General features: G+C 46.6%; 7 protein-coding genes. 1 reads left to right on the top strand and 6 read right to left on the bottom strand.

The features are described 5' to 3' along the window. Positions 1-213: 213 nt before the first annotated feature. The 6 genes from Q0338_RS07885 to Q0338_RS07860 are packed head-to-tail and all read right to left on the bottom strand — an operon-like array spanning position 214 to position 5,189. Positions 214-900 carry a lysophospholipid acyltransferase family protein gene (locus tag Q0338_RS07885; protein WP_298086274.1) on the bottom strand — a complete coding sequence of 229 codons (687 nt, stop codon included), beginning with the start codon at positions 898-900 and terminating at the stop codon, positions 214-216. After that, on the bottom strand, positions 887-2,239 hold the full coding sequence (locus Q0338_RS07880) for an SH3 domain-containing protein (RefSeq protein WP_298086273.1): 1,353 nt from the start codon (positions 2,237-2,239) through the stop codon (positions 887-889). The genes Q0338_RS07885 and Q0338_RS07880 overlap by 14 nt, the downstream gene beginning before the upstream one ends. Continuing rightward, entirely contained in the window at positions 2,233-2,898 is a 666-nt protein-coding gene (gene purQ / locus Q0338_RS07875; RefSeq protein WP_298086272.1) for a phosphoribosylformylglycinamidine synthase subunit PurQ, read from the bottom strand. The genes Q0338_RS07880 and purQ overlap by 7 nt, the downstream gene beginning before the upstream one ends. Next, complete coding sequence (purS, locus tag Q0338_RS07870; protein ID WP_122871328.1) at positions 2,895-3,155, bottom strand: phosphoribosylformylglycinamidine synthase subunit PurS; 261 nt, start codon at positions 3,153-3,155, stop codon at positions 2,895-2,897. The genes purQ and purS overlap by 4 nt, the downstream gene beginning before the upstream one ends. 1 nt (position 3,156) lies before the next feature. Then, entirely contained in the window at positions 3,157-3,873 is a 717-nt protein-coding gene (gene purC / locus Q0338_RS07865) for a phosphoribosylaminoimidazolesuccinocarboxamide synthase (protein WP_185898834.1), read from the bottom strand. Between the two features lie 11 nt (positions 3,874-3,884). Then, positions 3,885-5,189 carry a S41 family peptidase gene (locus Q0338_RS07860; protein ID WP_298086271.1) on the bottom strand — a complete coding sequence of 435 codons (1,305 nt, stop codon included), beginning with the start codon at positions 5,187-5,189 and terminating at the stop codon, positions 3,885-3,887. Positions 5,190-5,367: 178 nt separating this feature from the next. Between Q0338_RS07860 and Q0338_RS07855 the strand changes: the two genes are divergently transcribed. After that, the coding region (locus tag Q0338_RS07855; protein WP_298086270.1) for an AAA family ATPase at positions 5,368-7,335 on the top strand (1,968 nt) is incomplete at its 3' end.

Genomic DNA, 7,335 nt, shown 5'->3' with positions numbered 1-7,335 from the left:
AAGGTCTGGCTCAGGCAAATTTGAAGCGAATAAAATTTGAGCTAAAACCATAAAGATAACGGCGAGCTTTTTCATAAATCCTCCTAAATTTACGGCTTTTACGAGGCGACAAATTTAGCTTGCGGGCTTAAAAGATAAATTTGCTCGCGGTAAATTTGACTCAATTTCAGGTTAAATTTACGCACGAGTAAATTTGCCGTAAAAACAGGCGTTTTAGACCGCCGCTTTTTGCCTCTCGTTATCTAGCGTTTCTTGCATTTTCACCCTTGCGTTTTCTAGCCACTCGGGATCGGCGGTATCGATTAGATCTAGGCAGATGATTTTGATTTTGCCGTTTTTAAAGCTAAAATTTTTCACATCCAAGATATCCGAATCCGTGATCACGATGGGCTGGATTTTTAGATTTAGCTTGTCGGCGATGATTTTCGCACCGCCCTTAAACGGCAAAAGCTCCCTTGAGTGCGAGCGCGTTCCCTCGGGGAAAATCGCCAGCACGCGCCCCTTTTCGACGCGGTCCTGCGCGTCTTTTACGAGCTTGATGAGCGAGCGTTTATTTTCGCGCTCGACTGAGATCATTTGCGGCACGTGGATAATCTGACCGATCACTGGCAGGTCGGCGATCTCTTTTTTAGCGATCCAGCAGAGATTTTTAGGATAGACTTCCTCTAAAACGACGATATCTAGCATGCTTTGGTGGTTCATAATGACCATATTCGCCCGCTCGTCGAAGTTGCCGACGACTTCGAGCGAATAAAACCCGAAAAATCGCTGGCTCCTACCCCAAATTTTTCTCACGCCGTGAATGTGCTTTTTAAAAAGCCACATGAAAAACACGACCAAAAGTATGCTGATCAGAAACTCGACCGCGAAATACGCGGCCTTTATCCTAGAAAATATCATCTTTTTTCACCCAGCCTATCTTGCCGTCGTCTAGTAAAATTTTGACGTAGTCCTCGCGCTCGCCGAGGATCTCGATCTTTTCCTCCGCTTTTGAGGTATAAAATACGCTCGAGTTTTGCGTAGGTAAAATTTTTACGTTTATGTTTTGTCTTAGCGTCGCGCCGCCAAACGGGTTGTAGCTATAAAGGATATAGGCTCCAAGGCCGACCACGACGACGAGGAATATCGCGTCGCGCTTAAACAAAAACGTGATCAAAAATATACCAAAAAGCGCGTAAACTCCGATATTTTTGTAAATTTCAAATTTGCTTTGCTTTGGATTTAGCCCGATTTGCGTGCTGATCTCGTCGTCTTCTACGACTACCGGGAGCGAAAAGCTCACGAAATCTTTTTTAGCCAGGCTAAAGTAGTTAAAATCTATCGAGGTTTTTTCAGGCGAAAATATCGCAAAATAATATCCGCTTTGTGCGTCAAATTCTCCGCTTGTGGAGTCCACACCTTGCTTGATGATGTCCTTATCCTCGATGAAAAAATCCGCGATATTGCCTTTTTGCGCGTTTACTTCGACGATCATGATGAGATTTTTATCGTCGAATTTATTGGTTTTGTATTTTTTGACTTCGAGATTTTGAGCGACGACGTGGTTGTATTTCTCGCCGCTTTTTAGCGCTACAATTTTAGGTAGCGAAAGCGTCAAATTTGCCGTCTGGAAAAACTCGCCGTTGCGCTTTAAATTTACCGTGATTTTTGGATTTTGCACGGCCTCGGCGGAGGCCTCGGCGTAAATTTGAGCCTTGTAAACCCCTTTACCGTCGTTATCCCAGCGCAAATTTGAGCTTAGCCATTTTAGATTTTCGGTTTCAGGCAAGATGGTTTGCAGATCTACTGCGATATTATCCTGGATATCGACCGAGAGCGTAAAGCTAAAAATTTGCCCGACGTAGACTTGCTTTGGCGCGTTTAAAGCCTTGATGATGATGTCGTTTGGCTGCACGCGCTCGTAGAGCTGGCTGTCTTTTAAATTTAACTCGGGCTCGTTCGTAGGAGCGATATTTTGCGGGATAGGTTGACGTAGATGCGTACCGCCTTGGTTGCTTACGGCTTGGCTTTGAGCTACAGGAGTTCTGTTTTGAGTGGTCGTGCTTTGCGTCTGGCTTGGAGTTCTATTTTGTGTGCTCGGCGCTCTGTTTTGTAAATTTGGCTTTTGCGCGGGCGTTTGCGGAGCAGGCTTGATCACTTTTTGGCTTTGCTCGTCGCCCATCATATCAAATACGCTAGGCTCAGTGGCTGTGCAAGCTAAAACAAATATAGTAAAAAAGGCTAAAAAGGGCTTTAGCAAACTAGCCCTTTTAGCATCTTTAGTCCATCGTCCGTGCCCAAAAACTTCTCGCAGGCGCGCTCTGGGTGAGGCATGAGGCCGAATATCTTTTTGCTCTTATCGCAAATTCCAGCTATGGCATCGACCGAACCGTTTGGATTTAGCTCTGCGCCGTTTGCGTCGCAGTATTTTAGCAGCACCTGATCGTTGTCGTAGAGGCCTTTTAGCGTCGCTTCGTCGGCGTAAAAGTTACCCTCGCCGTGAGCGATCGGGATGTTTACGACCTCGCCGACGCTCAAATTTGATAGAAATTTATTTGCGTTTGAGATCACTTTTAGATAGTGGTATTTTGAGATGAAGCTTAAATTTTCGTTTCGTCTCATCGCGCCTGCAAGCAGTTTTAGCTCGCACAGCATCTGAAAGCCGTTGCAAATTCCAAGCACGTATCCGCCTTTTTGGGCGTGTTTTACGACCGCGCTCATCGCGGGGCTAAATTTAGCGATAGCTGCCGTGCGCAAGTAGTCGCCGTAGCTAAATCCGCCTGGAAGCACGATAAGATCGGCATTTATCTCGCTTTCTTTGTGCCAGATTATCTGCGTCTGGCAACCCAAAAGCTCAAAGGCGTACTTTGTATCTTGCTCGCAGTTCGTGCCTGGAAACAAAACGATGGCGACTTTCATTTTGCGCTCTCGCATTTATCGTTCAAATTTATCTCGTAGTCCTCGATGACGGTGTTTGCGAGCAGTTCTTCGCACATTTTGGTGAGCTCCTTGCGCGCTTCGTCTTTGCTTGCGGCGTCTATGTCAAGCACGATTTGTTTGCCTATTCGCACGCCGCTTACGTTATTAAATCCAAGTGAGCCGAGTGCGTGCTCGACGGCCTTTCCTTGCGGGTCTAAAACGCCGTTTTTTAGGGATACGTTGATGATAGCTTTCATTTTAAACCTTAGATAAAATTCTTTTTAAAACTTCTTCGTAGGCGACTTTTACGTTGCCAAGATCCTGGCGAAATCTGTCTTTGTCAAGTTTTTCGTTCGTAGTTGCGTCCCAAAAGCGGCAGCTATCTGGGCTGATCTCGTCTGCTAGCAGGATATTTCCGTCCTTATCGACACCGAATTCGACTTTAAAATCGACTAATTTTAAGTTTCTGTCTGCGAAAAATTTAAAGAGGATAGCGTTTATCTCGCGGCCCATGTGTTTTAGTCTGTCAAGGTCGTTTTCGCTCTTAACTAGGCCCATAATTAGACAGTGTTCGTCGTTTACGAGCGGATCGTGTAGGTCGTCGTTTTTGTAGTAAAACTCTACCAATGGAAACGACAAAACCGTGCCTTCTTTTATCGCGAGGCGCTTTGTAAGCGAGCCGGTTGCGATGTTTCTCACGACCACTTCAAGCGGGATGATTTCGCATTTTTTCACGAGCTGTTCGGTGTCGCTTAGGGTTTCGACCAGGTGAGTCGGGATGCCTTTTTCTTTTAAAAGATGAAAAAGCTGCGTCGAAATTTTATTATTCAGCGCGCCCTTGCCCGCTTCGTTACCTCTTTTTTGCGCATCAAAGGCGGTTAGATCGTCTTTAAATTCCGCTATTAGCAGGTCCGCATCGTCCGTTGCGAACATCTTTTTTCCCTTGCCTTCGTAGATCAGCTCTTTTTTTTGCATTTTTGCACTCCTTATTTTAGCTGTAAAATTTTGATCGCGTCAATCGCCGATTTTAGCTGTATATCGTCGTTTACGTTAGCCTCGGTTATTATCTTTTTGTTGTCGGCGGTTTTGGTCGCGTTTTTATCGCCGTTGCCGTCGATTTTACTTAGTTCGTTGGTTAGGTGTTTTTTTAGTTCGCTCTCTTTTATAGAAAACGCATTTTCGTCTTGTTGTGGCACCTTGCCCGGAAATACGACGATATCAGGCTCCACGCCAGTTGCTTGTATAGTGCGGCCACTCGGCAAATAGTAGCGCGCGATAGTTAGGCGGATAGCCTCTTTGTCGTCGACTGGAAGGATGATCTGTACGCTGCCTTTACCGAACGTCTTTTCGCCGATAACGACGGCGCGTTTGTGATCTTGCAACGATCCGCTCACGATCTCGCTCGCGCTCGCGCTTCCGCCGTTAACTAGTACAGCTAGCGGTAAATTTGTGATTTTATTTGCTCTTGCGGCTTTAAATTCGCTATTTTCGCTCTCGTTTCTGCCCTTTTGAGATACGATCACGCCGCTATCTATAAACAAATTCGTTAGTCCGACCGCTTGGTTTAAAAGTCCGCCCGGATTATTGCGAAGGTCTAGTACGATACCCTCGGCTTTTGGATATTTTTTGATAAATTCCTCGGCCTTTTCGGTTACGTGCTTGTCAAAATTTGTCACGCGAAGATAGAGGATGTTGTCTTTTTCGATCATCTTTGCGTAAACGGACTCGACTGAGATGATGTCGCGCACGAGCTTGACGTCAAACGGCTTTTGCTCGCCTTTTCGCACGATAGTTATCGTAATAGGCGTCTTTGGTTTGCCGCGCATTTTATTGACCGCTTCGTCTATGGTGGTGCCTAGGGTCGTATTGCCGTCGATGCGAAGGATGATGTCGCCGCTTTTTATGCCGGCTTTATCCGCAGGCGTATTTTCGATAGGTGAGATGACCGTTAGCGCACCGTCTTTCATACCGACGGTTATACCAAGACCGCCAAATTCGCCGTTTGTCTGCACCTGCATATCTTTAAATGCCTTTTCGTTTAAAAATCCAGAATGCGCGTCAAGGTTGTTTAAAAGCCCCTCTATGGCCTTATCCACGATCTCTTTAAACTGTAAATCATCAACATAATATTTTTCGATAGTAGAAATGGTTTTTGTAAGTTTAGAGAGCGATTGTAGTTTAGAATTTGAGCCGTCCTCGGTGGCTTTAGCATTTAAATTTGCGCTAAAAACCGCTCCGAAAATCATCGCGCCCGCAACGCTCGAAAACAAAAACATCTTTTTTTTATTCAAAGTTAATCTCCTGCCTTTTTAAGTGGGGCTATTTTAGTTAAATTTGCCTAAAAATAGGATAAAAGATTTAATAAAATTTAACTTTATTTCGTAAGTATTTATATTGTACTACTTAGATAACTTGACAATAATCGACTAAAGTTATATAATACGGTCAATATAAACTAAAGGAGAAAAAATGGCGAATTTAGGCGAAAATTTAACCGCGCAAATGCAAGAGCTGGTAGAAAAGGGCGTCGCGCTAGCGATACACGCGAAAAATCCGCAAACATTTCCGCTTCATTTGCTTTGGGCGCTGGTTGCAGATAGCGGCTCGCTGCTAAACCAAGTCTTTAACAAAATGAACGTCGGCAAGGACGCGGTCGAGCTCGAAGTAAAAAGCAAAACCGCACAGTTACCTACAAGCTCAAACGTGAGCAAGGAAAACGTGCAAATTTCAAAGGAGCTCATAAACTCTCTTGAAAGCGCAAAAGCTCTGATGGTGAGCCTAGGAGATAGCTATATCGCGGTGGATACGTGGATTATCTCGGCGCTTGAGCTGCCTGAGATCAAGCAAATTTTAGGCAAATTTACCGACGTTTTAGAAATCCGCAAAAATTTAGAAAGTATAAGGGCAGGGCGCAAGATAGACAGCCAAACCGGCGACGAGACGCTAGATAGTTTGGAGAAATACGGCATCGATCTAACTGCAAAGGCGCTAAATAAGGAACTAGATCCAGTCATCGGGCGTGACGAAGAGATAAGGCGCGTCATGCAAGTGCTTTGCCGGCGTACGAAAAACAATCCCGTACTCATCGGCGAGCCGGGCGTCGGAAAAACCGCAATCGTCGAAGGACTTGCCCGCCGCATCGCATCGGGCGACGTTCCCGAAAGCTTGAAAAACAAGCGCCTCCTCGCCCTCGATTTGGGTTCTCTTGTCGCAGGTGCGAAATTCCGAGGAGAATTCGAAGAGCGCCTTAAAGCCGTCATCACGGAAGTGCAAAAAAGCCAAGGACAGATCGTGCTCTTTATCGACGAACTGCATACGATCGTCGGTGCGGGCGCATCCGAAGGTTCTATGGACGCTTCGAATTTATTAAAACCGGTGCTTGCCCGCGGAGAGCTTCGCGCGATCGGAGCGACGACGCTCGACGAATATCGGAAATACATCGAAAAGGATGCGGCGCTCGAGAGGCGCTTTCAGCCTGTCTATTGTTCGGAGCCGTCGGTCGAAGATACGATCGCGATCCTTCGCGGTCTGCGCGAAAAATACGAAATTCACCACGGCGTGCGGATCGACGACGAAGCGCTCGTCGCGGCGGCTGTCCTCAGCAACCGCTATATCACGAACCGTTTTATGCCCGACAAAGCGATCGACCTCGTCGATGAAGCGATGAGCCGGCTCAAAATGGAAATCGAAAGCCAGCCGACCGAACTCGATCAAATCGAACGGAAAATCATGCAGTTGTCCATCGAAAAACAGTCGCTCGCAAAAGAAGACGACGAAGCGTCGAAAGAGCGGCTTGCAAAACTCGAAAAAGAGCTTGCCGATCTTTCGGTAAAACGCGATGCGATGAAGCTGCAGTGGCAAAACGAAAAAGCCGATATCAACAAGAGCCGCGACGTCAAAGAAAAACTCGAACAGGCGCGCTTCAATGAAGAAAAATATACGCGCGAAGGAAACCTCGCGAAAGCCGCCGAATTGAAATACAGCATCATTCCCGAATTGCAAAAGGAACTTTCCGCCGCGGCGGAAGCCGGAAGCAAAAAAGAGGGCGGACGCGAATCGCTTTTGCGGCAGGAAGTGACCGAAGAAGATATCGCGCGCGTCGTCAGCGAGTGGACGGGAATCCCCGTTACGAAGATGTTGTCGAGCGAAAAGCAAAAATATTTGCAGCTCGAATCCGTGCTGCATAAGCGCGTTATCGGACAGAACGATGCGGTGCAAGTCGTTTCGGACGCGATCCGTAGAAACCGCTCCGGCTTGAGCGACCCGAACCGTCCGCTCGGAAGCTTTTTGTTTATCGGTCCGACCGGCGTCGGAAAAACCGAACTTGCAAAAACGCTTGCGGACTTTTTGTTCAACGATGAAAAATCGCTTACGCGAATCGACATGAGCGAATATATGGAAAAGTTTTCCGTTTCGCGTCTGATCGGCGCTCCTCCG

The sequence above is a fragment of the uncultured Campylobacter sp. genome (assembly GCF_938018145.1).
Taxonomy (GTDB): domain Bacteria; phylum Campylobacterota; class Campylobacteria; order Campylobacterales; family Campylobacteraceae; genus Campylobacter_A.
Note: the sequence above shows the minus strand (reverse complement) of the source record. Positions and strands in the feature narration are given on the sequence as shown.